Annotated in this window: 16 protein-coding genes; 3 read left to right on the top strand and 13 right to left on the bottom strand. The window is 68.6% G+C overall.

Translation table 11 applies throughout. The features are described 5' to 3' along the window. Positions 1-18: 18 nt before the first annotated feature. From RKE25_RS12775 to RKE25_RS12715, 13 genes are all read right to left on the bottom strand, one after another. A complete protein-coding gene (locus tag RKE25_RS12775; RefSeq protein WP_311838483.1) occupies positions 19-1,773 on the bottom strand; it encodes an IucA/IucC family protein in 1,755 nt (584 codons plus the stop codon). Continuing rightward, complete coding sequence (locus tag RKE25_RS12770; protein ID WP_311838482.1) at positions 1,751-2,926, bottom strand: MFS transporter; 1,176 nt, start codon at positions 2,924-2,926, stop codon at positions 1,751-1,753. The genes RKE25_RS12775 and RKE25_RS12770 overlap by 23 nt, the downstream gene beginning before the upstream one ends. After that, on the bottom strand, positions 2,926-4,722 hold the full coding sequence (locus RKE25_RS12765) for an IucA/IucC family protein (RefSeq protein WP_311838481.1): 1,797 nt from the start codon (positions 4,720-4,722) through the stop codon (positions 2,926-2,928). The genes RKE25_RS12770 and RKE25_RS12765 overlap by 1 nt, the downstream gene beginning before the upstream one ends. Next, positions 4,719-5,945, bottom strand: a complete 1,227-nt coding sequence (locus RKE25_RS12760; RefSeq protein ID WP_311838480.1) for a siderophore biosynthesis protein PvsA — start codon at positions 5,943-5,945, stop codon at positions 4,719-4,721. The genes RKE25_RS12765 and RKE25_RS12760 overlap by 4 nt, the downstream gene beginning before the upstream one ends. A gap of 459 nt (positions 5,946-6,404) precedes the next feature. Beyond that, positions 6,405-8,510 (bottom strand): TonB-dependent siderophore receptor, encoded by a 2,106-nt coding sequence (locus RKE25_RS12755; protein ID WP_311842387.1) that lies wholly within the window; start codon positions 8,508-8,510, stop codon positions 6,405-6,407. 32 nt (positions 8,511-8,542) lie between these two features. Beyond that, complete coding sequence (locus RKE25_RS12750) at positions 8,543-9,271, bottom strand: aldolase/citrate lyase family protein (RefSeq protein WP_311838479.1); 729 nt, start codon at positions 9,269-9,271, stop codon at positions 8,543-8,545. A gap of 207 nt (positions 9,272-9,478) precedes the next feature. Continuing rightward, the gene (locus RKE25_RS12745; protein ID WP_311838478.1) at positions 9,479-10,849 is read right to left on the bottom strand and encodes a glycoside hydrolase family 27 protein; all 1,371 of its coding nucleotides are present in this window, start codon (positions 10,847-10,849) and stop codon (positions 9,479-9,481) included. A gap of 29 nt (positions 10,850-10,878) precedes the next feature. Then, positions 10,879-11,871, bottom strand: a complete 993-nt coding sequence (gene araH, locus RKE25_RS12740) for an L-arabinose ABC transporter permease AraH (protein ID WP_311838477.1) — start codon at positions 11,869-11,871, stop codon at positions 10,879-10,881. Positions 11,872-11,902: 31 nt separating this feature from the next. Next, positions 11,903-13,417 (bottom strand): L-arabinose ABC transporter ATP-binding protein AraG, encoded by a 1,515-nt coding sequence (gene araG, locus RKE25_RS12735; RefSeq protein ID WP_311838476.1) that lies wholly within the window; start codon positions 13,415-13,417, stop codon positions 11,903-11,905. Between the two features lie 4 nt (positions 13,418-13,421). After that, a complete protein-coding gene (locus tag RKE25_RS12730; RefSeq protein ID WP_311838475.1) occupies positions 13,422-14,420 on the bottom strand; it encodes an arabinose ABC transporter substrate-binding protein in 999 nt (332 codons plus the stop codon). 141 nt (positions 14,421-14,561) lie between these two features. Next, positions 14,562-15,503 carry a dihydrodipicolinate synthase family protein gene (locus RKE25_RS12725; RefSeq protein ID WP_311838474.1) on the bottom strand — a complete coding sequence of 314 codons (942 nt, stop codon included), beginning with the start codon at positions 15,501-15,503 and terminating at the stop codon, positions 14,562-14,564. Then, entirely contained in the window at positions 15,500-17,131 is a 1,632-nt protein-coding gene (locus RKE25_RS12720; RefSeq protein ID WP_311838473.1) for an aldehyde dehydrogenase (NADP(+)), read from the bottom strand. The genes RKE25_RS12725 and RKE25_RS12720 overlap by 4 nt, the downstream gene beginning before the upstream one ends. A gap of 10 nt (positions 17,132-17,141) precedes the next feature. Next, on the bottom strand, positions 17,142-18,893 hold the full coding sequence (locus RKE25_RS12715; protein ID WP_311838472.1) for an IlvD/Edd family dehydratase: 1,752 nt from the start codon (positions 18,891-18,893) through the stop codon (positions 17,142-17,144). Between the two features lie 111 nt (positions 18,894-19,004). Between RKE25_RS12715 and RKE25_RS12710 the strand changes: the two genes are divergently transcribed. From RKE25_RS12710 to RKE25_RS12700, 3 genes are all read left to right on the top strand, one after another. Next, on the top strand, positions 19,005-19,940 hold the full coding sequence (locus RKE25_RS12710) for a LysR substrate-binding domain-containing protein (protein WP_311838471.1): 936 nt from the start codon (positions 19,005-19,007) through the stop codon (positions 19,938-19,940). 208 nt (positions 19,941-20,148) lie between these two features. Then, positions 20,149-22,557 carry a DEAD/DEAH box helicase gene (locus tag RKE25_RS12705; protein WP_311838470.1) on the top strand — a complete coding sequence of 803 codons (2,409 nt, stop codon included), beginning with the start codon at positions 20,149-20,151 and terminating at the stop codon, positions 22,555-22,557. Then, entirely contained in the window at positions 22,554-23,420 is an 867-nt protein-coding gene (locus RKE25_RS12700; RefSeq protein WP_311838469.1) for a ribonuclease H-like domain-containing protein, read from the top strand. The genes RKE25_RS12705 and RKE25_RS12700 overlap by 4 nt, the downstream gene beginning before the upstream one ends.

The raw sequence follows: 23,420 nt of genomic DNA, 5'->3' as shown, positions 1-23,420 counted from the left end.
TGTCTTCGCGGGGGCTCGTCACGCCACCTGGCGCGCGACGGCCTGGGGCCGGATCGGGTTGGCGATGTAGGTGTAGTCGGAGTCGCGGTCGGCGCGCTTGAGCAACCGTGTGCGCAGGTTGTTCTTGCTGGGCAGTCCTGCGCCCTCCAGCAAGCCTTGTAGCAGGGGCTGCGCGCCGTGCCGGTCCTGCCAGCGCTGCGCGATGCCGCCGACGGCGTCCCAGAGCCGGTCCTCGAGCGCGGCATCGCCGTCGGCGAGATGGAAGATGGCTTCGGCAATATTGTTGACCAGCGCGCAGTAGCCGATGCGCTTCCAGCCCAGGTCCTGGCTGTACAGGACGGACTGGCGCGCGCGTTCCGACAGTTCGTCCAGCTGCCGGTCCGTCCACCGCTCGCTCACCAGCTTGGTGCCTTCCAGGTCGCGCACCCACACGCGCGAAGGCAGGCCACGGTCGAAGCCGATCACGGTGTTCTGCAGATGCGGTTCGAGCACGATGCCGTGCCGGAAAAAGGCCAGCCACACGCCGTCGAGCAGCAGGCCGGCATACGCTTCGAACCAGGCGACGGCTGCGCGGGCATAGCCGCCGGCAGACACCGTCGTGCGGAGCATGGCCTTGCATACGCTGGCACCATGGCGATCGACGGCGAACAGCGCGCCGGCAACCTGCGGGTGGTAGCGCTCGCGCACCAATGCGCCAGGGTTGTCGCGATAGAGGATGCCGAAGCTTTCGACCAGCGTCCGCTGCGCGTCGGGCGCGCCGCCCAGCGCACCGAAGTCAAGGGTGGTCGCCGCCGGCTCGGGCAGCACGCCGAAGCCGGGCACGCGTTCGCCCACGTCGCGCCATGCCGGCTCCAGCAGTTCAGTCATCGCCACCGCGCTTTCCAGCTCGTACCAGGCGTTCTTGCGCACACAGTTGGTGAGGCGCACGTGGATCGACATCTTGAGGAAGTAATCCAGCTCCGCGCGATACAGCGTGCGCACCGAGGACGTGGGCTGGACGTTCATGCCGCGCGTTCCGAGCGGCTCGATCCAGCCGCGGCTGCGTGCTTCCTGCAACAGCGGGTTCGCCAGCACGCGTTCGACTTCCCAGGGGTGGCAGGGATAGAAGTCATCCGCGCCGGCCACCTTCGCGAGCGTGGCCCGGACATCGCGACCGAGCGTGCGCAGCAGGCGCGGATCGATGCGGAACCAGTACAGCGGGAACTCGCCGCGGATTTCCGGCGAGCAGGCCAGCATGGGTTCCAGCGGCACGCCGTCGCGGCTCTTGGGCGCCGGATGCATGGCATGTCCCCACAGCATGCCTTGCTCGGCGTCGATCAGGCTGTCGCCGCGCGTCGGCGCCGCGGCCGCGCGTTCCAGCAGATGGCGGGTGATGGCGATGCTGTTGTCGGACTGCGCGAGCAACTCCTCGTTGAAGCCGCATTCCGGCGCCAGCCGCTCCAGCAGGAAGTGGATCGTGGTGCGCGCGTCGGCACAGCGCCAGGCCTCGCCCGCGGCCTTGAGGTACGGCGCCGAGGCATAGGTACAGCGCCCGAGCCGGCTGCCGTAGACCAGGCGCACGCACAGCGCGTAGCCGGGCTGGTCGAAGCCGATGCGCAGCAGCGGCCCCTCGCCGCAGGCCAGGCCGGCGGGCCGATCGAGACCGCGGTAGTCCAGGTCGGCCTGGCCGTCGGGCAGGGCGAACTCGCGCAGATAGCAATTCAGCCAGCGCTCGATGGCCTGTGCGCCGGCCTGGGCCGCATACCACTGTTCACGTATCGCTTGCTGAGACATACGGTGGCCTCTGTGGATGGAAGAGAAAGACACGTGCCGCGCAGGCGAGCGCACCCGCGCCCGCGCAGGCGGCGGCGACGAACGGCATGGCGAACCCCCAGCGATGGACCAGCACTCCGGCGGCGACACCGCCCAGCGCGCCGGCCCATTTGCCGCAGGCATCGAAGCGACCGAACAGGCGGCCCGCGCCGCCGCGGCCGGCAAGCAGGCTCAGCGCGCGATTGAGTCCGCCGATCGCCAGCAGCATGCCGATGCCGTAGAGCACCCGCGCCGGCGCGAGCCAGAACGGAACGGCGATCAGCGCATGGATCACGCATGCGACCGCGAACAGCGCAAGGCCGGCCAGCAGGGGGCGCTGCGGCGCCGGCGAGCGGGTGCGCAGCCACGGCAGCAGTGCGAGGTACACCAGGTGCGGCAGGCTGTAATACAGGCCGGCATGGCTGTCGCTGGCGACGCCGAGCGCTTCGCTATAGGAGATGAAGTAGGGAAAGGTGACGACCATCGCGAAGTAGAACAGGAACTGCACGCTCAGCAGCGGCCACCATTCGCGCGCGTCATCCTGCATCTCTCCCGCGGCGCTGGTGCGCGGCTTCCGGGCCGGGGCTTCGACGGTATCGGCCGGCAGCAGCCAGGTGAGCGCGAGGGCCAGCAGCGGCAGCAGCGCGAGATAGCGATACAGCGCGTGCGCCCAGCCGAACTGCATCGCCAGGCCGAGCAGCGCGGGCGCGGTCACCATTGCCAGCCGCGCGGAGAACTGCGTCCAGTCCAACGCGCGCGTCAGTGATGCACCTTGCGATTGCGTGGCCAGATAGGCGTTGGCTGCCGCCAGCGAGCCGCCGCAGGCGCCCTGGATGACCAGGGCGAGCACGAACCAAGGCAGGCTGGGTGCGAAACCGGCCAGCACGAAGCCCAGCGCCAGTCCCGCCTGCGCGCGCATCAGCGAGAGCTTGCGGCCGTAGCGGTCGGCGAGGCGTCCCCAGGCAGTGGCGGTCAGCGCGGTGCAGACGGTGGGCAGCACATAGAGCAGGCCGCTGAGCCAGTCCGGCGCGCCGGGTGCCAGGCCGGCGAGCACGCGCGGCATGAACACGGGCATGCCCAGCGCGGTGAAGGCCGCCAGATAATGCGCGGCCAGTACGGAGGCGAGCGTGCGCATCAGCCGGTTCCCTCGACCGGTCGCGCGAGTTCCGCGGCATCGTCCAGCCGCATGAAGTTGGGGCCGCTATCACCGTAGAACTTGTTGATGTCGCTCGCGCCAGTAACGCGCTTGCTCAACAGGCTGCCCGCGCTGAGGAGGTACTTCACCGGCAGCCAGGGCGATTGCAGCAGGCGTTCGGCGGGACGCGTGTCGACACCTTCGCGCCGGAGTTCGTCCAGGGTGTCGCGCAGGATGCCGCGCAGCGCGGCGTACATCGGCTGCCGCCAGCCGGCTTGCCACTCGGCGATGCCTTCGAGCACGGCCAACAGGTCCAGCTGCAGGATGATGGTGCAGAACATGCGCGCGAGCGCATCGTCGCCCTCCACCGGGATGCGCGGATCGCGCAGCGGGCCGAACGCCGCGATCGCCGGCAGCCGCTCGCGCAGGCGCGGGAGCAGGACGCGGGCCGAATCGTTGTCCTTCATCAGCAGTCGCGGCGGCTGTTCCGGCGTATAGATCAGTACGGTGTTCTGCTGGTTCGCCTCCAGCGCCACGCCATAGACCAGCCACAGGCGCAGGTGCACGCCGCACAGCAGCCCGGCGTAAGCCTGCCACCAGTCGAGCAGGTTGCCCTGGTGGAAGCGGTCGGCGAGGTGCGCGGCGAAGGGACGGCCGTCGGGCATCGTGGCGCACAGGGCCGCGGCCGGAACCAGGCTGCTGTCGGGTAGGGAAGGGTAGCCGCGCACGAGATAGGCCAGATGCTTCGCTTCGTCGACGTGTCCGCCATGCGCCTCGTCGGCGTGCAGGTAACGGTCGCGCAGCGCGTCATCGTTCTCCGCCAGCGCGGTCAGCGCCCGCTGGAACCAGTGGCCGTCGTACAGCGTCGACGGCTTGATCAGTCGCAGGTTGAGCGCGCCGAGCGTGCGCATCAGCAGCGGCAGCTTGATGTGGTGGCCCGGGTGCTCCACGGGCATCACCGTGCGTACCGACAGCGTGGGGCGGACCCACAGCCATGCGCGCGGCGCACGCTGTGCCTGCGGCGGCAGGGGAAATGCCTCGTCGCCGTGCAGGCGGACCCAGGTCAGCGGGTGCACCGGCAGCAGGGCGTGGGTCGAAGCCAGCGCCTCGTCCAGGCCCACGTCCGTCATGCTCGGCCAGAACGAGGGCGGCTCCGTGGTGAGCTGCAAGGCGTCCCGCGACACCGCCAGCCAGCGCAACGGGAAGCAGGGGTCGAACTCAGGGGCGTACGCGCGCATATCGTCCTCGCCGAAGCCCGACTTGGCGCGCGCCGTGGGATAGAACGGATGGTCGCGGTAGCTCGCCACCTGGTCGGCGCGCAGCGCGCGTTCGTGCCAGGTGGCACCGTCGAGTGCGTCGGCAAGTGCGCCGCCGCGGTCCTCGTAGGCCTGCCGGGCCAGTGCGCGATGTTCGGCGGCGCAGCGGGCCTCGATCGCATAGTCCAGATGCAGCTGCCGGGTCTCCTCGTCGAGTCCTTCCGACAGCAGGGTCAGCCAGGCATCCGCGCCGTGCTCGTAAATGCCACCGTCCGGCGTTTCGCGCAGCCAGCCATCGCCGGTGGCGCACAGGCTCTGCATGTAGTCGCTGCTGCGCACGGGCAACCAGACCGGCCCGGCAGGAAGGTGCGGAATGCGCCACCACTGTTCCGGAGCGGACGTTCCTGGCCAGGCCTGCCGCAGGGCGGGTGCGGGCGTGGCCTCGCTGCCGCGATGCACGATGCCTCGCACGTCTTCCCGCAGGCAGCAGTCGATGATGCGCCAGGCGATATAGGCATGGTCGTCGCGTGACGGATTCATGCGTCGACCTCCTGTGCCGTGGCGATCTGCCAGTGCAGTTCCGGCTCGACCGCGTGCAAGGCGCGGTCGAGGTCGTGTTCCGTGTCCGCCACGATGCTCAGCGCGCCCAGGTAGTCCTTGTTGGAGCGGCTGAGGCGGATCTCCTCGCCCTGCCGGCGCAGGCGGCGGTAGGTGATGTGCGCAGCTTCATGCTGCTGTGTGCGATCGTCGCTGCTGCGGACCAGCCGCCCTTCCTCGCGCGCGACGTAGTAGCGCACCAAGGCATGCGCGCTCGATGGCTGCAGCGGCGTCAGCGGCTGGCCCAGATGCAGGCGCAGGATGGTGTCGAACCAGCGCTGGCCGTACATGCGGTCCAGCATGAATTCGCGGCCGTCGCCGATGCTGCGGTAGTTGATCTCGACCAGCGCCGGGCCGCGCTCGGTGAGAATGAACTCACTGTGGCAGACGCCGAAGTCCACGCCGAAGGCCAGTACCTGGGCGAGCGCCTGCTGCCGCTGCCGCGTGCTGGCCGGACCGTTCCAGCGGGCTTCCAGTTCGATGAAGTGCGGCGGCTCGGAGAGCGTCACGTCGAAGCCCCCGACGGCTTGCGTGCGGTGGCGATCGCTGAGCGTTTCGAGCGTGAACAGCGGCCCGTGCAGGAACTCCTCCAGCAATACGGCTCGCCCGGGGTGGCGCTGCCAGAACGCCTGCAGGTACGACTGCAGCTCGCCGGCATGGGCGCACAGCTGCACGTCGAGGCTGGCCACGCCTTCGCGCGGCTTGGCGATCAATGGCCAGGGCGCATTTGCCGGCGCGGCCTGGCCGGGCAGCAAGGTGGCATACCAGGGCGTGGGCAACCCCAGCGACTGCAGGCGTTCGCGCATGGCGGCCTTGTTCTTCGCCGCGTAGCAGACGCGCCAGGGTTTGCCAGGCAGGCCGAACGCTTCGGCGACGAGCGCGGTAGCGGTCTGCAGGTGGTCGCTGTTGGAGAACACCGCCGCAGGACGAATGCCTTCGCCGTGCAGCAGGTCGATCACGCTCAGCGGATTGAACACATCGCATTCGAGGATCCGTTCCGGCGCGTGCTGCGGCTCGCGGCCGAAGTGTTCCAGGTGTTCAAGCCGGTGATCGGTCACCAGTACCACGGGCAGGCCGAGGCGCCGGGCGGCCGGAAGGAATCCGTCGGTGACCGCCGCATGGCGTACGTGGGTGAGGATCACCAGGGGTGACAGGTTGTCGGTCATGTCGGGCATCCGTGGGCAAGGGCCGCGTTCGGCGAAGCCGGGATGCCGTTCTGGCCATGGCGCTGCGCGCGCATCGCCATCCACACGCCATCCTCGGCGGTTCGCGCCGACGCGGTCGTTTCGTCTGTGATGGCTGGGCCGGGCGGAAAGCGCCGGCTGGCTGGTTAATGTCGCAGTCCGCGACCGGCACCGGGTGCGTCGCCCGCGTAAGCGGATCGGCGTCGCCGCGAAGTCAGGCTCGGAGCATCCCCTGTACCGGCATCGAGGGGACTCGGAAGAGCGCCGAAATCCTTGCCGATGCGGACGAGCCATGTTGCTTGGCGACAAGTATGTTTGACGTCAACGTCCGGTTGCAGCAGCGAGACAAGGCGTGTGATCGCTGCCGCATTTTTGCCGCAATTTCCTGCAATTTTCGTTCGGCGCGCGGCGATGCGATGACATGGCGTGCGCGCCGCGGCCTCAGAATGTCAGTTCAATGCCCGCCGTCAACGTGCGCCCCGGTGCCGGCTGGCGGCCCCACGGACTGGTGTCGATACCGCGGTACCAGTAGCGCCGATCGAACAGGTTGTTCACCGCCAGCGTGCCTTTGAGCATGCTGCTGCCGGCCGCCATCAGGATCTGCGTGAGCTGCATGTTCCACACCCAGTACGAAGGCAGTTCGCCGACCGAAGCGATGGCGTTCTCGCGCACCGTATTGGCCGCGTCGCTGTACGCCCTGCTGAAGTAGTAGCTGTTCAGGGCGACCACGGTGCGGCCCGCGCCATAGCTCGCGCCAAGGTTTACCTGGTTGCGCGAGGTGTACGGCACGCGGCGGCCGGCGTACTGGCCGGACTCCTGGCTGGCATCCAGATAGGCATAGCCGGCGTTGAACTTCAGTGCGCGCAGGCCCGCCGGGCTCCATTCCAGTTCCACTTCCGCGCCCTGGTGGCGAGTCTTGCCCAGGTTGCCGTAGGTGCGCGTGGTGTTGTCGAGCTGGATCTGCTTGTCGAAGTCGATCCGATATACGTCGACGTTGATGCTGGTGCCTTCGGTCGGCATGTAGCGCGCGCCGGCCTCGTAGTTCCACGCCAGTTCCGAGTCGAGATTGTCGCCGTAGATGATCTGCGTCACCTGCGGCGCGCGCAGGGAACGCTGCGCGTCGGCATAGACATACCAGTGGGGGCTGGCCTTGTAGCCGACGGTAAGACCCGGCAGCGCGTTGCGCACGTTGTTGCGCGTGCTCGCGCCGCTGGCGCGGTTGAGGTAGGTGGAATCGAGATGCTCGTAGCGCAGGCCAGGCGTGATGGTCAGGCGGTCGCCGAACAGCCCCACGGCATCGCTGACGTAGGCCGACCAGGCGCGGTCCTTGAACTGCCAGTCGCGCACCAGAGTGTAGACGCCGTTGTCCAGGCCGGTGTTGCCGACGAGGAAGTCGATGTCTTCGCGCACTGCGCGCACGCCGGCGGTCCACTGCTGGGTGACTGCGCCGGAATCGATGTGCAGCGCGATGCGCGGCTCGCTGCCGTAGACCTTGAAGCCGCGCGGCGCGCTCTGCAGCAGTTGCGACGGCAGGTCCGGGCGCCACGTCTGAGTGGACAGGCGGCGCATGCCGACGATGAAGTTGCGGCTGCTGTCGGCGCTGAAGTTGGTCCAGGTGAACTGCGATTGGTCGAAGGGGCCCCAGGCGCCGAGGTCCTGCTGGTAGGTGAGCGAGGCGCGCGTGGTGCGCCCGGTGAAGCGGTCGAGCGGGCGGGTGGCCTGGCGCGGGTTTTCCTCGTAGTCGGCAGGCGCAAGCGCGCCGGCCATGTCCAGATTGGCGACGTAGCGCTGCACGCTGGCCTTCAACAGCTTGTCGTCGTCCAGCCACCACTCGGTGCGCAGGCGCACGTTCTTCACGTTGGTGTCGCTGTGGTCGCGCCAGTACTGGCCTTTGTTCCAGTCGGCATCCAGCTGCATGCCGAAGTTGGGCGTGAGGTAGCCGCCGGTGCTGACGGAGGTGTCGCGCAGGTAGTGGCCTGCGCCGCCGGCGGTGATCTTCTCGCCCAGCATGGTCGTCCACTGTTCCGGAATGGGCTTGCTGACCAGGTTGATCACGCCGCCCACGTTGTTGGGGCCGTACTGCACGGCCGCGCCGCCGCGCACGATGTCGATGCGGTCGATCTGGTTCATGGTGACCGGAAAGAGCGACAGGCTGGTCTGGCCATAGGGCGCGAGCGACAGGGGGATGCCGTCCTCCAGCACCTGCACGCGGCCGCTGCGGCTTTCGTACAGGCCGCGCAACATGATCTGCGGCAGAGCGCCGGTGCCGGTTTCGTCGAAAATCTTCACGCCGGGCACGCGCTGCAGCGCGTCGTCCAGCGAACGGTTCGCACCAGTGGCCAGGTCCTCGCTGCTGATCACCTTGCGGCTGCCCGCATAAGTGCGCACGTTCTCCTTCGACGACTGGCCGAGCACATTGCCCTGTACCTGCACGGCGTCGAGGTCGCGCGGTTTGTTCGTCGACGTAGTGTCGTCGGCATGGGCGCCCCCCGCGCACAGCGCGCAGGCGATGGACAGGCCGAGGAGATGCAAGCGGGGAGTGCCGATCACGAAACGGATTCCAAAGTGGGTTGAAGAAATCAGGGGGCGCGCAGGGCGGACGCGCGGTCGCGCAGCGCGGCGAGCAGGAGGCCGCGGTCTTCGCCGGCGAGCATCCAGCGCACGTCGCGCGACACCCAGTGGCGCAGCTGTTCGTCGGTGCGCGGATTGGGGCAGAAGGGGATGCCGGCTTCGTCGCAGCAGCGGGCGATGTGCAGCAGCCGTTGCCACACCTCCGCGTGCAGTGGCTGGGGGCCCAGGCCGAGGTCGAGCGCTAGATCCAGGGCGCCTTCCATCACCAGCGAGATGCCGGGGACGGCGAGGATGTCGGGCAGGGCACGCACACCTGCGTCGCTCTCGATCATGGGAACGACCAGGATTTCGCGATTGGCTTGTTCGATGTAATCCGGCAACGCCATCTTGCCGAAGCCGGTGACCCGCCCGCCCGTGATACCGCGGCGACCCAGCGGCGGGAAACGCGCGGCGGCGACGGCGCGCGCCGCCTGTTCGGCGGTTTCCAGACGGGAAATCACTACGCCCTTGGCGCCGGCATCGAGCACCCGGCCGATCAGCTTTTCGTCCACCTCCGGTACGCGCACCCAGGGGGCGCAGCCGCCGAGCTCGCTGGCGCGGATGGCGTGCTGGAGCTGGTCCGGCGAAACCAGGACGTGTTCCAGGTCGAGCAGAACGAAGTCATAGCCGGCGTGGCCCATCATTTCGCACAGCAAAGGGCTGGGCACGGATTGCAGCAGTCCGATGGATCGCGTCATGCAGGCTCGGTCCGGAAGAGGGCCGGGCAAGCATATTGGCAATGAGAATGATTATCAAATGCCGAGGTGGCCTCTGAGCCGACGAGGACGGCTTTTATGCGGAACAAGTCAGGCGGGAACGCATTCCATCAACCGATGGTGCGTCCCGTCGCTTGCCGATCTCCCTCGCATGCCGGCGCCTGCCGCGCCGACGAACCGCGCTGTGCTTCAGCGCATCCGCTTCAGCGCGAAGAGCGCGCAACCATGTGCAGGCAACTCGATGGTCATCCGGTTCGAACCATTCTCCTTGCGCCCAGCCCACAGTTCGCGGACACGGTAAGGCCCGGCATCCAGGCCCAGCTCGGCCCAGGGCGCATCGAGCGCGAGTGGTCGATCATCCAGATTGAAGACGGCCAGATAGCGCTCGCCATCCGCGCCGGAGGCGATCCAGACGCGCGCTTGCTCGAACCCCTGCGGTAACGCCGCGACCGGCCGGTTGTCACGGCTGTGCTGGTTGACGGCGATCACGGCCTTGTTGGTGATCAATCCGCGCGTGGCCGCGTCGAGCTGCGTCAGGTTGGCACCCAGGATCAGCGGCGAGCGCGCGATGGCGACGAGGGTGAACAGCGTGCGCTGTTCCTCCAGCGTGAGGCGCGAACGGCGCGGCTCACCCAGGCCGGGATGCGGCGCCAGCATGCCGAACGGCAGCATGTCGGCATCGGGCCAGCCGCCATCGCGTGCGTGGCCCGCCCATGCGGGCAGGCGTTCGAAGACGTCGCGCACGCCCATGGGGAAGTCGTCGTTGGGACGCGCACGGACGAACGTCCAGCCGTCCCACACGTCGTTGGAGATGCGCCACATCTGCCCGAACTGGCGAATCTCCTCCGCGTGCGACAACTGCGTCGGACCCGGCGAAAGGCTGAGCACGATGGGCCGTCCCGCCTTCTTGATGGCTCGTGCGATCTGGCGGATCTCGCTGCCCTTGTACGGATGATCGGCAATACAGTCGACCTTGAGGAAATCCACACCCCAGCGCGCGTACATGGCCAACATCGCGTCGTAATAGGCCTGGCCGGCCGGCGTGTCGCGCACGCCGTAGTTGCTGTCGTCCCAAGGGCAGGTGTCCGTGGTGTCGGCCGCTTCGTCAACGTGGAAGGCGGAACCCGCGATGGGCGAGCGCGCCGTCACCGCCTGCTTGGGAATGCCACGCACGATGTGGATACCGAACTTCAGCCCGCGCGCATGCACCCAGTCGGCGAGCGGCTTGAAGCCTTGCCCATCGGCGGCGGAAGGAAACCGGTTGAGCGCCGGCACCAGCAGGCCGTTTTCGTCCAGCACGAAATCCCGGTTCTGCAACGAGTCGCCCTGCGGGCGGCGCATGTACCAGCCCTGGTCGATCACCGCATAGGTCCAGCCGTACGGGCGCAGCTTGGCGAGCTCCGTCGCATTCGCCTTGAAAGCCGCTTCGTCGACAGTCAGGCCATAGCTGTCCCAGCTGTTCCAGCCCATGGGCGGCGTCGGGCTGATGTTCTGCGCGGCAACGAGGCCGGCCGCCGAAAGCAGGAACGCACCGAGCACGATCTTCTTCCACATCGACATGAAACTCCTTCTGGAAACGAACGCCGCGGTCAGCCCGCGCGCCGGCGGCGCCGGAACTGGTCGAACATGACGGCCAGCAGCAGGATGCCGCCGCGGATCAGATATTGATAGAACGTCGGCACGTTCAACAGGCTCATCGCGTTCTGCACCGAGCCCATGATGAGAACGCCCACCAGCACACCCGACATGGTCGCCACGCCGCCGGTGAGCGAGACGCCGCCCAGCACGCAGGCGGAGATCACGCCTAGCTCCAGCCCCACCGACGTCTTCGGGTCGCCGAGGCTCATCCGGGAAGCGAGCATCACGCCGGCGAAACCGGTCACCAGCCCCTGCAGCGCGAACACCAGGATCTTGATCCGCGTCACCGGAAGTCCGGCCAAGGCTGCCGCCTCGCTGTTGCCGCCAACCGCGAGCACGTGTTTGCCGAACACCGTCCGGTTCAACAGGAAGCCGAAGAGCGCGAACGCGGCGATATTGCTCCAGATCGGATACGAGATGCCGAGGAACGCTCCGCTGCCAAGCTCGAAGAAACTTTCCTCGGCGATCATCACCGCGTCGCCGTTCGAGGTGAGGTAGGCCAGTCCGCGTACCACCTCCATCATGGCGAGCGTGGCGATCAATGAGTTGACCTTGAACCGCGCGACCAGCACGCCATTGACCAGCCCGACCGCGCCGCCGGCCAGGATGCCGGCGCCGATGCCCAGCGCCACGCTGTGCGACTGCGTGATGACGGTGGACGCCACCACGCCGGCAAAGGCGACGATGGAGGCGACCGACAGATCGACTTCGCCCAGGGCAAGCACGAACATCATGGTGGTAGCGATCGTGCCGATCAGCGTGACGGAGAGCAGCAGGCCCTGGATGTTCCTTCCGCTGAGAAAGCCGGGAACCGTCGTGGCGAGCGCAGCGAACAGCAGCACGAACACCAGCACGATGCCCGAGCGGCGAAGCAGCCCCTCGACAAAGGCGCGAGGGAGCGAAGGTGCGGTTTCCGCGGGTGGCTGGGTTGGCTCGGGTCGCATGGCTTGGTTCATTCCGGTTCGCCTCGATGCCTCAGCGCGGTAGCGCCCATCTGATCAGTTCGTCGGCCGTGGCGTCGGCTCTCGCCACGTCGCCCACCAGGCGCCCCTCGCGCATCACGACGATGCGGTCCGCGACACCCATGACTTCGGCCAGGTCGCTCGATACCAGCAGCACCGTCTGTCCGGCCTCGGCCAGTTCGTAAAGCCGGCGATAGATGTCGGCGCGCGCGCCGACGTCGATGCCCCGTGTCGGTTCGTCCATCAAGAACACCTCGATGCGCTCGGCCAGCCAGCGGGACAGGATCACTTTCTGCTGATTGCCGCCGGACAGTGTGCCGATGGCGACGCGGTCGTCGTGCGGCCTGATCGCGAGGCGGCGGATATAGTCCTGCGCCAGTGCGCGTTCGCGATGCCGGTCGAGCAGCAAGCCGCCGCGGCAGAGATGCCGGCGTGCGCTCAGGTTGAGGTTGTCGGCCACCGAGGCGTTCGCCACGATGCCTTCCTGCTTGCGATCCTCCGGACATAGCGCGATGCCCGCGCGCACGGCGTCGCGCGGACTGGCGAAGCGAACGCGCTTCCCGCGCAGCTCGATGTGACCGGCGCTGGCGCGCGAAGCACCGTAGAGCAGTTTCATCAATTCGGAGCGGCCCGCGCCTACCAGGCCGAAGAAACCCACGATCTCGCCGCGCCGCGCCGCAAACGAGGCGGGCTCCGCCAACCCAGGCCCCATCAGTCCCTTCGCCTCGATAAGCACCTCGCCTGCCGGGCGGGGGCGATAGCCGTAGACGTCCTCGATCGGGCGGCCCACCATCGCCGTGATCAGGCGGCCGCGGTCCAGCCCCTTCGCCGCGTCGAACGTCTCGATGCGCTTGCCATCGCGGAATACCGTGACGCGGTCGCACAGCGCGTCGACCTCGTCCATGCGATGCGTAACGTAGATGATCGCGCGGCCGTCGTCGCGCAGCTGCCTGATGATGCGGAAGAGGTTATCGGTCTCGCGCGCGGACAGGGAACTGGTCGGCTCGTCGAAGGCGATCACGCGCGCATCGCGCATCAGCGCCTTGCCGATCTCGATCATTTGCCGCTGCCCGATGGACAGCCGCTTCACCGGCGTTCGCGGATCGATCGGCTCGCCCAGGCGCTGCAACGCTTCCGCCGCGCGCCGGATCAGCGCGCGCCCGTCGAGCACGCCGAGGCGATGGGGCAGCTGGCCGAGCATGAGGTTTTCGGCCACCGTCAGTTCCGGCGCGAGGTGCAGCTCCTGGTAGATGATCGCGATGCCGGCATCGATGGCGGCGCGCGGCCCGGCGAAACGCCGGGCCGCGCCATCGAGGCGCAAGCTGCCTTCCTGCGGCGAGTTCACGCCCGAAAGCACCTTCAGCAGCGTGGACTTCCCCGCACCGTTCTCGCCCATCAGGCCGTGCACTTCACCGGCGCGCACCGCCAGCGACACGCGGTCCAGCGCACGCACGCCCGGGAAGGTCACGGTGATGCCGTCGAGTTCCAGGCAGGCCGGCCGTGCCGCGCTTTCCACCGCGTCCGTCACCGGCTCAGATGCCCAGCTCGGCGCGCACGGCCTGCCAGTTGCTCCGCGTCATCAGCGTACCGGCGGTCTGCGTGTCGGCCGGCGGCTCCTGGCCCGTGCGAATCCAGTTCACCAGGTTGCGCGCGCTCTGCCTGCCGTGATTGGGCGAACTGACCGCGATGGTGCCGTAGAAGCCGGTCGGCTGCGTCTTCTGGAATTCGGCGAAAGCCTCGCCGGCGCCGTTGATGCCCACGCCGATGACGTCCGCCGCCGGCAGGCGCAGCTGCTCGGTGGCGCGCACGGCGCCGAGCACTGTCTCTTCGTTGAGCGCGTAGATCACCCATTTCTTGATGTCCGGGTGGCGCGCGAGCACGGGCGAGGCGGCGTTGAAGCCGCCTTCGTCGTCGGTGCTGCGCTGCGGCGCGTCGAAGATGCGATCTGGCTTGAAACCCTGGGCCAGCAGCGTCTGGGTGGCGCCGTCGGTACGTTGCTTCGCCGTCGGCAACTGATAGTTGGTGATGCGCAGCGCGCCCACTTCCTCCGGTTTCCAGCCGCGCCGCTTCATTTCGTCGGCAATGGCCTGGCCGACCTGGTTACCGATCTTGAACGCCGACATGCCCAGGTGCGGCACGCCCGCGAGCGGCTTGCCGGCGCCGTCGACCAGCTGGTCGTCCACGGTGACGAACTTCATGTCGTATTGCTTTGCCCGCGCCCGGATCGCCGGCCCGAGCCGCACGTCGGGCGGACAGATCACGAAGCCTTGCGCGCCTTGTGCGCCGAGGTTGTCGATGGCGGCCAGCACCTTCTCGCCATCCGGCGTGCCGATGTTCACCACGGTGAAGCCTTCCTTCTTGCCGGCTTCCGCGGCTGCTTTCTGTTCGTTGATGAACCATGCCTGCTCCGGCATCTTCACCAGGAAGCCGATCTTCACCGGCGCTTCGGCGTGCAGGACAGTGGTGCCGACCCAGGCGAGGCAGGCGGCGGCAAGGACGCGAAGCATGCGGCGGTGGTCAGGGCAGGTCATGCCACGGTCTCCTCAAGTGGGGCGACGGCCGTATCGAAGCCATCGGCATCTGCGTGCCGCGTTTCGCTTGCATGGCGGGGAACGCGGCACGGCGGCAGGTTGGGGGGCATGCGCGTGCGCGGCGCCGGGGCGTTCATGGCGTCACTTTCCCCAGCGCAGGACGAGTGGATCCAGCCGTCGCGCGATCTCGATCAGCTCGGCGCGCGCATGCGGCGACATCGGCGGCAGCGGATGGCGCGGCAGCCCGCAAGCGATCACGCCGCCTTCCTTCATCAGCGCCTTGCAGGCGAGCAGGCCGGCCTGGCGGTTCTCGTGATTGATCAGCGGCAGCCACCGCTGGTAGTGCGCGAAGGCTTCGTCGAAGCGGCCTTCGCGGTGCGCCTCGATGATCGGGCGGATGCCGTCGGGAAAACCGCCGCCTGTCATCGAGCCGGTGGCGCCGGCGTTGAGGTCGGCCAGCAGCGTGATTGCTTCCTCACCGTCCCAGGGGCCTTCCGCAGCGTCGCCGGCCAGGCGGATCAACTCACGCAACTTGTCGGCTGCGCGCGGTGTTTCGATCTTGAAGTAGGCGACCTGCTCGATCTCCAGCGCCATGCGCGCGAGGAACGGCGCCGAAAGCACGGTGCCACTGGCCGGTGCGTCCTGGATCATGATCGGGATGCCGATGGCGTCGGAGACGCGGGCATAGAACTCATAGATCTGCGCCTCGGGCACACGGAAGGTGGCGCCGTGATAGGGCGGCATCAGCATGACCATGGACGCGCCCAGTTCCTGCGCCCGCCGGCTGCGTGCGGCACAGACGGTGGTGCCGTAGTGGGTCGTGGTGACGATGACCGGGACGCGACCGGCCACATGTTCGATCACGGTGCGGGTGATGAGGTCGCGCTCGTCGTCGGACAGCGCGAACTGCTCGGAGAAATTCGCCAGGATGCACAGCCCGTCCGAGCCGGCGTCGATCATGAAATCGACCGCGCGCTTCTGGCTGGCGAGATCCAGCTCGCCCGTCTCGGTGAACGTGGTCGGCACCACGGGGAAGATGCCGCGGTAACGGGGCGGGCGGGGCCCTTGCTGGGTGGTGCTCATCCGGCTCCTTGTCCTCCGTTGTCGGCTGCGTCGTGCGCGGTCGCCGCATCCATCTGTTCGGAACGGCCCGCAAAGCGGCGCCTGAGGTGTAACGGATTGCCTTCGCGCAGCGCCGTCGGCAACAGCTCGTCGGGGAAGTTCTGGTAGCAGACCGGGCGCAGGAAGCGCTCGATCGCGGCAGTGCCCACGGAGGTGCTGCGCCCGTCCGAGGTCGCCGGGAACGGGCCGCCATGGACCATGGCGTCGCAGACCTCGACGCCCGTCGGAAACCCATTCACCAGGAGGCGGCCCGCCTTGCGTTCGAGCAGGGGCAGCAGGGGGCGTGCGAGCTCGATGTCGGCCGGCTCCATGTGGAGCGTGATCGTCAGCTGGCCTTCCAGCCTGCGCAGCACCGCGAGCAGTTCGGCGATGTCAGCGCATTCGACCAGCAGGCTGCTCGGGCCGAACACTTCCTCGCCCAGCGAGCCGTCGGCGGCCAGTGCGGCGGCGTGCACGCGCAGCAGCGCCGCGCGGCCGCGTCCGGCCATGGCTTCGCCACGCGCGAGCACGGCCACCTGCGGGTGGCGCGCGAGCCGTTCGATGCCGCGTTCGTAGGCACCAAGGATGCCGTCGGTGAGCATCACGCCCGCCGGCCTGGCGTTGAACTCGTGCGCGGCATGAGCGGCGAAGGCTTCGAAGCCTTCGCCCGCGAGGCCGAGCATCAGGCCGGGATTGGTACAGAACTGCCCGTGGCCGAGCGTCGCCGATGCCGCGAAGTCACGCGCCAGGCTTTCGCTGCGCGACGCCAGTGCGGCCGGCAACAGCACGTTCGGATTCACGCTGCTCATTTCCGCATAGACCGGAATCGGTTCCTTGCGCGCCGCCGCGAGACGGGCCAGCGCGAGCCCGCCGGCGCGCGAACCGGTGAAGCCCGCGGCGCGGATCGCCGGATGGCCGACCAGCGCTGCACCCACTTCGTGGCCGGCGTCGAACAGCAGCGCGAAGACGCCGGCCGGAAGACCGGCCGCGGCTACGGCCTGCTGGATGGCGCGTCCCACCAGCTCCGACGTGCCCGGATGCGCCGGATGCGCCTTCACCACCACGGGGCATCCGGCCGCCAGCGCGGATGCGGTGTCGCCGCCGGCCACCGAGAACGCCAACGGAAAATTGCTCGCGCCGAACACTGCGACCGGGCCCATTCCGATGCGCCAGAAGCGCAGATCGGTCCGCGGCGGCTGGCGCGCGGGCAGGGCGGGCTCGATGCGCACGTCGAGAGCGTCGCCGCTCCTGACGAGCGCCGCGAACATGCGGAGCTGGCCGGCGGTGCGCACGCGCTCGCCTTCGAGCCGCGCGCGCGGCAGGCCTGTTTCCGCCACCGCGCGCTCGATCAGCACCTCGCCCAGCGCCTCGATGCGCGCGGCGCAGTCGTCGAGGAAGGCCGCGCGCTGTTCCAGCGACAGGGCGCGATAGCCGTCGAAGGCCTCGTCCGCCAAGGTGCAGGCGCGATCGACGTCGGCCGGCGACGCACCATGGAACACCGGTTGCGCGATGGGCTGGTGGCTCGCCGCATCGAACGCGTGGAAGGCGGTTCCCGTGCCGCGCCAGGCGCGGCCATCGATCAGCAATTCGCCGGTGAGCGCTGTCGTCATCCCGGCGCCTTCAATGCGAATGGCGCGGCACGTCGGCACCGCGCGTTCCTACGAGAAAGTCGAGATCGCAACCCTGGTCGGCCTGCAGCACGTGGTCGACGTAGAGGCGTGCGTAGCCGCCTTTGCCCAGCTGTTCGGCCACGCCGGGCGCGGCAGCCGGGTCGAGTTCGCTCAGGCGGCGCGCGAGTTCTTCGTCGTCGATGTCGAGATGCAGGCGTCCAGCTTCGCAGTCGAGCTCGATCCAGTCGCCGTTGCGCACCGCGGCCAGCGGGCCGCCGGCCGCCGCTTCCGGCGCCACGTGCAGTACCACGGTGCCGTACGCCGTGCCGCTCATGCGCGCGTCGGAGATGCGCACCATGTCCTTTACGCCCTGGCGCAGCAGCTTGGGCGGAAGGCCCATGTTGCCGACCTCGGCCATGCCGGGATAGCCGCGCGGGCCGCAGTTCTTCAGGACCAGGATCGAGTCCTTGTCGACGTCGAGCGATTCGTCGCCGATCCGCTCCTTGTAATGCTCGAAGCTTTCGAACACGACGGCACGGCCGCGATGCTTGAGCAGCTCGGGCGTGGCCGCCGACGGCTTGAGCACCGCCCCATTCGGCGCGAGGTTGCCGCGCAGGATGCGGATGCCCCCGTCGGCCAGCAGCGGCCGGCCGATCGGGCGGATCACCTCGTCGTCGTAGATCGGCGCCTCGCTGACGTTCTCCCAGACCGATTTGCCGTTGACCGTCGGCGCGTCCGGATGCGGCAGCAGCTTCGCCTCGCCGAGCCGGCGCAGCACCGCCGGCAGGCCGCCCGCGTAATAGAACTCTTCCATCAGGAAGCGGCCCGAGGGCTGCAGGTCGACGAGGGTGGGGATGTTGCGGCCGATGCGTGTCCAGTCTTCCAGGCCGAGCGGCACGCCGAGCCGGCCGGCGATGGCCTTCAGGTGGATCACGGCATTGGTCGAGCCGCCGATGGCGGCATTGGTGCAGATGGCGTTCTCGAATGCTTCGCGGGTGAGGACTTTCGACAACCGCAGGTCCTCCAGCGCCATCTGTACGATGCGGATGCCCGACATGTGGGCGAGCACATAGCGCCGGGCGTCGACCGCGGGAATGGCAGCGTTGTGCGGCAGGGACACGCCCAGCGATTCGGCCATGCAGGCCATGGTCGACGCCGTGCCCATGGTGTTGCAGGTGCCGGCCGAGCGCGACATGCCCGCCTCGGCGGAAAGGAAACGGTGCAGGTCGATTTCGCCGGCCTTGAGCGCCTCGTGCAGGCGCCACACCACCGTGCCCGAGCCGATGTCCTTGCCTTCCAGCTTGCCGTTGAGCATGGGGCCGCCGGTCACCACGATGGTCGGCACATCGACGCTCGCCGCGCCCATCAGCAGCGCCGGGGTGGTCTTGTCGCAGCCGCACAGCAGCACGACCGCGTCGATCGGGTTGCCGCGGATCGCTTCCTCGACGTCCATCGAGGCGAGGTTGCGCGTCAGCATCGCGGTGGGGCGCAGGTTCGATTCGCCGCTGGAGAACACCGGGAATTCGACCGGAAAGCCGCCCGCCTCATAGATGCCGCGCTTGACGTGCTCGGCCAGCTTGCGGAAGTGCGCGTTGCAGGGCGTCAGTTCCGACCAGGTATTGCAGATGCCGATGATCGGCCTGCCGTCGAACTCGTGGTCGGGGATGCCCTGGTTCTTCATCCAGCTTCGATACATGAAGCCGTTCTTGTCCGTGGTGCCGAACCATTGGCGGGACCGCAACCGGGGTTTGCTTGCCGACATGGTTCCATCGCTTCGCGGGGACGGGCTGCAGTCTAGGAATAGGACTGATAACCTACCAATGACAAATTGGATGCTTCAGATATCCATTCCGATATCGATCCCGGAGTCCCCATGCTCGATGCCAGCCCCTGGTACGTCCGCACGCGCCTGAAGACCCGCCAGTTGCTGCTCGTGGTGGCGCTTGCGGAAGAGGGCAACATCCATCGCGCCGCGGCGGCGCTCAGCATCACCCAGCCGGCCGCCTCCAAGCTGCTCCGCGAGCTGGAGGAAACCCTGGCGACGTCCTTGTTCGAGCGGATGCCTCGCGGCATGCGGCCGACCCTGTATGGCGAGGCGCTGATCCGCCATGCGCGCGCGGTGCTGGGCAGTCTCGACCAGGCCCAGGAGGAACTGGCTGCACTGAAGGCCGGCCGCCTCGGGCAGGTCGCGGTGGGTGCGATCACCTCGCCCGGCGTGAGCCTGCTGCCCACCGCCGTCGCCGCGGTCAAGCGCCGGCATGCCAACCTGCGCGTGGTGGTCGACGTGGATACCAGCAACGTGCTCCTGGGGAAGCTGGGGCAGGGCAAGCTCGACATCGTGATCGGGCGGCTGTTCCCCGAGCACGACAAGCTGCAGCTGCACTATGAGCCGCTGGCCAGCGAGCCCGTCCACGCCGTGGTGCGCCGGAAGCATCCGCTGTTGCGGCGGTCGTCGCTCGCGCTGCCGGAAGTGCAGGACGGCGCGTGGATCGTGCCGCCGGCCGGAAGCGTGCTGCGGCACCGGTTCGAGCTGATGTTCCAGAGAGCCAGCCTGGCGCCGCCGACGAACATCGTGGAAACCTCGGCGCTCCTGTTCATCACCCGCGCGCTGGAACAGAGCGACATGATCGCGGTGCTCGCCCAGGACGTCGCCCGGTACTACGCGGCGCACGGCATGGTCGCCATCCTGCCGCTGCCGATGGAGTGCGAGATGGACGATTTCGGCCTGATCACGCCGGCGCACAAGCTGCCGTCGCCCGCCGTGGCGCTGATGATGGACGCGTTGCGCGAGGCGAGCCGCGACGCCTAGCGCGTCGTCGCTCCGCGATCCGTCGCTGCCGCATCGCGGGAGATGCGGCACATGGCCGTGATGTGGGATCGGCTGAGCCAAGGCCACGGCCACTGGCGAGCATGCGGTTCGGGCCATCGTGGGCGACCGCCGTGTCCGCGCCGGCGGCCCGTCTCAATCCGTGAGACGGCGGGGCAGTCGAATGCGACGGCTTTCCCGGAGATCGACCATGCGCGCCCCGCTGCCTGCCGCCATCGCGGACGAAGACGATGCCCGACTGCTGCCGCTGGGCGGCGACGAACTGGCCGGGCGACTGGTCCAGCGCTACGGCGACCGCGTTACCGGCCACTTCGTGCTGGAAGGGCGGGAAGGGCGCTACGTACCGCTGCCCGACGACCTGCCGGCACCGCTGGCCGTTGCGCTGCGCTCGCGCGGCGTGGCCGAGCTCTACGCGCACCAGGGACAGGCCTGGGCCGCGACCGCCAGGGGCGAGCACATCGTGGTCGCCACGCCGACGGCCTCGGGCAAGTCGCTTTGCTTCACCTTGCCCGTGGTGACCTCGGTGATGGCCGCGGGCAAGAAGGCGCTCTACCTGTTCCCGACCAAGGCGCTCGCCCAGGACCAGGTGGCCGAGCTGCTGGAACTCAACGCGGCCGGCGACCTCGGCGTGCGCGCTTTCACCTTCGACGGCGACACGCCCGGCGACGCGCGCCAGGCGATCCGGCTGCACGGCGATGTAGTGGTCAGCAACCCCGACATGCTGCATCAGGCGATCCTGCCGCATCACACGAAATGGGCGCAGTTCTTCGAGAACCTGCGCTACGTGGTGATCGACGAAGTGCATACCTACCGCGGCGTGTTCGGCTCCCACGTGGCCAACGTCCTGCGGCGCCTGCGCCGGGTCTGCGCGTTCTATGGCGTGTCGCCGCAGTTCATCCTGTGCTCGGCGACGATCGGCAACCCGGCCGAGCATGCCGAAGCCCTGATCGAACAAGCGGTCACGCCCATTCTGCAAAGCGGGGCGCCCTCGGGGCCGAAGCATGTGCTGCTGTGGAATCCGCCGGTGGTCAACGCCGACCTGGGCCTGCGCGCCTCCGCGCGCAGCCAGACCAACCGCATCGCGCGCACGGCGATCCGCGCGGGGCTGAAGACGCTGGTGTTCGCGCAGAGCCGGCTGATGGTCGAAGTGCTGACGAAATACCTGAAGGACGTGTTCGACCACGATCCGCGCAAGCCACCGCGCATCCGCGCCTATCGCGGCGGCTATCTCCCGACGGAACGCCGGCAGGCCGAGCGCGACATGCGGGCAGGGCGCGTCGACGGCATCGTCAGCACCTCGGCGCTGGAGCTGGGCGTGGACATCGGCGCGCTGGACGTCACCATCCTCAACGGCTACCCCGGTTCGGTGGCCGCGACCTGGCAGCGCTTCGGCCGCGCCGGCCGGCGCCAGCAGCCGTCGCTGGGCGTGCTGGTGGCGTCGAGCGAACCGCTGGACCAGTATCTGGTGCGTCATCCGGAGTACTTTCAGGACGCCTCGCCGGAACACGCGCGGATCGCCCAGGACCAGCCGCTAATCCTGCTGGACCACATCCGCTGCGCAGCTTTCGAACTGCCGTTCCGTGCCGGCGACGCCTTCGGCGGGCAGCTGGTGGAGCCCTGGCTGGAAGTGCTCGCCGAGGAGGGCGTACTGCACCGCGAGAGCGAGCGCTTCGAGTGGATTGCCGACAGCTACCCGGTCAACGCCGTGTCGCTGCGCTCGGTGGCGGAGGGCAACTTCGTGGTGGTCGACCGCACCGGCGGGCGCCAGACCATCATCGCGGAAGTGGACTACAGCACGGCGCCACTCACGCTCTACGAAGGGGCCATCCACATGGTGCAGTCAGTGCCCTATCAGGTCGAGCGCTTGGACTGGACGGGACGCAAGGCCTACGTCACGCGCACCGAGGTCGATTACTACACGGACGCCATCGACTACACCAGGCTCAAGGTGCTGGACCGGTTCGACGGCACGCCTTCCGGCCGGGGCGAGTGCCTGCACGGCGAGGTGCACGTGGTGCGCCGCGTCGCGGGCTACAAGAAGATCCGATACTACACGCACGAGAACATCGGCTACGGCAACGTCAACCTGCCGGACAGCGAACTCCATACGACCGCGGTGTGGTGGGCGCTCGCGCAACGCACGCTCGACCAGGCCTTCGAGCGGCGCCAGGACACCCTCGATGGCTTTCTCGCTGCCGCAACGGCCTTGCATACCGTCGCCACGGTGGCCGTGATGGCCGAGGGGCGCGATCTGCAGAAGGCGGTGGGCAGCGGCGACGGCGCCTGGTTCGCCACGCCGGACAGCACCGGGCATGCGCGCGTCCATCACGGCTGGGGCGAGGAGACGCAGGACCCGAACGCACCGTTCATCCCGACGCTCTATCTCTACGATGCCTTTCCCGGCGGCGTCGGCCTGAGCGCCCCGCTGTTCGAGCGGCGCGCCGAACTGGTGGACCGTGCGCGCGAGCTGATCGAACGCTGCGATTGCCGGCTGGGCTGCCCGGCCTGCGTGGGGCCGGTGCTGGCCTCCGACGAGACGGCCGCCCGTTCCATGAAGGAGCTCGGCCGCGACGTGCTCGCTCTATTGGCCGACCTGTGACGGAACTCGCCGCTCGCCTGCGCCGGCTTCGCGACCAGGCCGGTGTCGCCAAGATCGAAGCCGTCACCAACGTTGCCTCGCCTGCCATCGCGCCGACGGCGCCATGGCCTGCCGGGCTGGAGCGTCTGCTCGCGGTGCGTCGTCCCGTCTCGGCGCGCCCGCGCCTGAGTGCCGTGAGGCCGGCCGGCCTCGGTCGTGAGTTGGCGCCCGGCCTTTGGTTCGCGGAAGACGTGACGGACTGGCCGTCCGTTCCCGCACCGTTCGACGGGACGTTCGCCAAGCTGCCCGAGCCGATCGATCCCGCGGACGTGCTCCTGCTGGACACCGAGACCACCGGCCTTGCCGGCGGCACCGGCACGCGCGCCTTCATGATCGGCGTGGCCCGCTGGCAGGGACGGCGATTCGTGCTGCGCCAGCTCACCATCACCGCGCTGGCGGGCGAGGCCGCCATGCTCGAACAGCTGCGCGCATGGATCGCGCCGACGACGGTACTGGCCACTTACAACGGCAAGAGCTATGACGCGCCCTTGCTGGCGACCCGTTTCCGGCTGGAGCGGATGGCCAATCCGCTGCAGGGCCTGCGCCATATCGATCTGCTGCACCCGGTGCGCCGGCGCTGGCGCGCACAGTGGCCCAACTGCCGGTTGGCGACAGCCGAACGCCAACTGCTCGGCGTGATCCGCGAAGACGACCTGCCAGGCGCGCAGGCGCCGGCGGCATGGCTGCGCTTTCTCCGTGCCGGCGACCCTACGGACCTTTATCGGGTCCTGAAACACAACGCCCAGGACCTGCGCAGCCTGGCGGGCGTGCTGGGCCACCTTGCGGCATTGGAGTCGGCATCGGACACCATGGCCTTGCCCTGA

The sequence above is a fragment of the Dyella sp. BiH032 genome (genome assembly GCF_031954525.1).
GTDB lineage: Bacteria > Pseudomonadota > Gammaproteobacteria > Xanthomonadales > Rhodanobacteraceae > Dyella_D.
The sequence above is the reverse complement of the archived record's forward strand: the minus strand, read 5'-3'. Positions and strand labels throughout refer to the sequence as shown.